Origin of the sequence: Saccharopolyspora sp. (assembly GCF_017434145.1) — a bacterium.
GTDB lineage: Bacteria > Actinomycetota > Actinomycetes > Mycobacteriales > Pseudonocardiaceae > Saccharopolyspora_C > Saccharopolyspora_C galaxeae.
Genome location: NZ_JAFRFW010000471.1, coordinates 1 through 3,363, shown reverse-complemented (window position 1 = coordinate 3,363; position 3,363 = coordinate 1). Strand labels below are relative to the sequence as shown.

1 protein-coding gene is annotated in these 3,363 nt (G+C 71.5%); it reads left to right on the top strand.

The features are described 5' to 3' along the window. Nucleotides 1–3,305 (top strand): amino acid adenylation domain-containing protein (locus IJH84_RS12925; RefSeq protein ID WP_295144523.1); only part of this gene is annotated, 3,305 nt, incomplete at its 5' end. Nucleotides 3,306–3,363: the final 58 nt, after the last annotated feature.

Here is a 3,363-nt window from a genome sequence, read left to right as displayed (position 1 = left end):
TGGAGCCGTCCCGGCCGGCGTTGACCTACGTGCGCACGACCGAGTCCGCATTGGACGAGGAACTGGCCGCGGCCGCCCGGTACGGTTTCGACCTCGCGCAGGAACCGCCGCTGCGCACCGTGCTGTTCCAGACGTCCGCGAACGAGCACGTGCTGCTGGTGCTGCTGCACCACATCGCCACCGACGAGTGGTCCATGGCTCCGCTGCTGCGCGACCTGGCCACCGCCTACTCCGCGCGCAGCATGAACGCCGAGCCGGACTGGAAACCGCTGCCGGTCCAGTACGCGGATTACACGCTGTGGCACCGGGAACTGCTCGGCGACGAGCAGGACGACAACAGCCTCGCCGCCCGCGAGCTGGCGTTCTGGATCGACGAGCTGGCGGGCCTGCCGGACGAGCTCGAACTGCCCGCCGACCACCCGCGCCCGGCCGTGCCGAGCCATCGCGGCGGCGCGATCCGGTTCGGTTTCGACGCGGAGCTGCACAGTGACCTGCGGGCGCTGGCCGCCGAGCACCAGGCGAGCCTGTTCATGGTGCTGCAAGCCGGGCTGGCCGCGCTGTTGACCAGGCTCGGCGCGGGAACCGACATCCCGATCGGCTCACCGGTGGCCGGGCGCGGAGACGACCGGCTGGACGAACTGGTCGGGTTCTTCGTCAACAGCCTGGTGCTGCGCACCGGAACCGGCGGCGATCCGACGTTCGCCGAGCTGGTCCAGCGGGTGCGGCGCACCGACCTGGCCGCCTACGACCACGCCGAGCTGCCGTTCGAGCGGCTGGCCGAAGTGCTCAACCCGTCCCGCTCGCTGGCCAGGCACCCGCTGTTCCAGGTGATGCTGGCGTACTGGGGCGAGGCGGACGCGGTGCACGCCGGCTTCCCCGGACTGAAGTCCGATGTGGACACCGTGGACGCGGGTGCGGCGAAGTTCGACCTGGCGCTGAGCCTGCGTGCGGCAGGCGGCGGCGTGGAAGGCGTCGCGCAGTTCAGCACCGACCTGTTCGACGCGGGCACGGTCGAGGACCTCACCGACCGGCTGGTGCGGCTGCTGACCGACGCGGTTTCCCGGCCGGACGCGCCGATCAGCCGGCTCGCGGTGCTCGACGACGAGGAGCGGCAGCGGATCTTCTCCTGGGGTGACGCGGTCGCCGCGCAGGACGTCGACCCCGCCACCTTCCCGGACCTGCTGGACGCGCGGGCAAGGGCGAACCCGGACAAGCCGGCGCTGGTCTTCGAGGGCACCGAACTCAGCTACGCGGAACTGGGCGCACGCGTGAACGCGTTGGCACACCTGCTGATCGAGCGCGGTGCCGGTCCCGGCCGGATCGTCGGGGTGATGCTGCCGCGCTCACCCGAGCTGATCGTGGGGCTGCTGGCGGTGATGGCCTCCGGTGCCGCGTACCTGGCGCTGGACCCGGATTATCCCGAAGACCGGTTGCAGCACATGATCGACGATGCCGGTCCGGACCAGGTGCTCGCGCTGTCCGCGAACCGGCCGCGGAACGCGCGGACGCTGCTGCTCGACGACGACGGGACGCGCGCGGCGCTGCGCACCGCACCGGTCGCCGCACCGCCACGGAAATCCACTGTGGACGACCCGGCGTACGTCATCTACACCTCCGGCTCCACCGGCAGACCCAAGGGCGTCGTGGTGCCGCACCGCGGTGTCGCCGGACTGCTGGCCACGCAGGCGCAGCGGGTCGGCAACACCGAGAGCAGCCGGGTGCTGCAGTTCGCCTCGCCGAGCTTCGACGTGGCGTTCTGGGAGATGTGCATGGGGCTGCTCTCCGGCGGCACGCTCGTCGTCGCGCCCGCGGACCGGCGGGTGCCTGGCGCGCCGCTGGTCGACTACGCCACCGAGCACGGCGTCACGCACCTGGCCATCGGGCCGTCGGTGATGGGCATGTTCCCGCCCGGCGTGGACCTGCCGCCGGACGCGACCTTGTTGTGCGGGGCCGAGAAGGTGCCCTCCGACCTGGTCCAGCGCTGGGCGCGCGGGCGGCGGATGCTGAACTGCTACGGCCCGACCGAGGCCACCGTCAACTCCACGCTGTGGTTGTGCGAACCCGACGCGGGCACGTCCGTGCCGATCGGCCTGCCCGACCCGGGAACCCGGCTGTACGTGCTGGACGAGGCGCTGCAGCCGGTGCCGCCGGGGGTCGTCGGCGAGCTGTACGTCGGCGGCACCGGGCTCGCGCACGGCTACCTGAACCGGCACGGGCTCACCGCCGAACGCTTCGTCGCCGACCCGCACGGCGAACCCGGCTCGCGGATGTACCGCACCGGCGACCTGGTGCGCTGGCGCGATGACGGGGCGCTGGACTTCGCCGGGCGGGCCGACGACCAGGTCAAGATCCGCGGAGTCCGGATCGAACCGGGCGAGGTGGAGGCGGCGCTGACCCGCCATCCCGCGGTGTCCCAGGTCGCCGCGGTGGTGCGCGAGGACCGGCCCGGCGACAAGCGGCTGGTCGGCTACGTCGTCGCGCGCCAGGACGTCAGCCAAGCCGAACTCCGCGCGCACGCGGCGGAATCGCTACCGGACTACATGGTCCCGGCGGCGATCGTGTTCCTCGGCGAACTGCCGCTGATGCCGAACGGGAAGCTGGACCGGGGCGCGCTGCCCGAGCCGGACCTGGCCGCATCCGTGGGCGACGCGGTACCGCGCGATCCGACCGAAGAGGTCCTGTGCGAGCTGTTCGCCGAAGTGCTGGAACTGCCGCGGGTCGGCGTGCACGACGGTTTCTTCGACCTCGGCGGGCACTCGCTGCTGGCCGCGAAGCTGATCGCGCGCATCGATGAGGCGCTGGGCGTGCAGCTCAACGTCGGCAGCCTGTTCGCGGCACCGTCGGTGTCGGGCCTGAGCTCCCGGATGCGCACCGGCGGCAAGGGCGACGCGCTCGGCATCCTGCTGCCGCTGCGCACCGAAGGCGACAAGGAACCGCTGTTCTGCGTGCACCCGGCGGCCGGTCTGGCGTGGCCGTTCTCCGGGCTGATGAAGCACATCGACCCGCGTCGCCCGCTGTACGGGCTGCAATCCCGCGGTCTGGACGAACCGGCGCCGGTGATCGCGAACCTGCACGATCTGGCCGCCGAATACCTCGAGCACATCCGCTCGGTGCAGCCGCACGGGCCGTACCACTTCCTGGGCTGGTCGTTCGGCGGCGTGATCGCGCACGAGATGGGGACCCAGTTGCAGGCCCAGGGCGAGGAGGTCCGGTTCCTCGCGATGCTCGACTCGCGTCCGACATCGAACGTCCGCAGATGTTACCCGGTCTCGGCGTCGATCTCCCAGACATTATCATTGAACTGATGCGCGACATAGAGCAGGGTTCGGTCGTCACGTTTTCCCACCGCCAAGCCGGACGGCG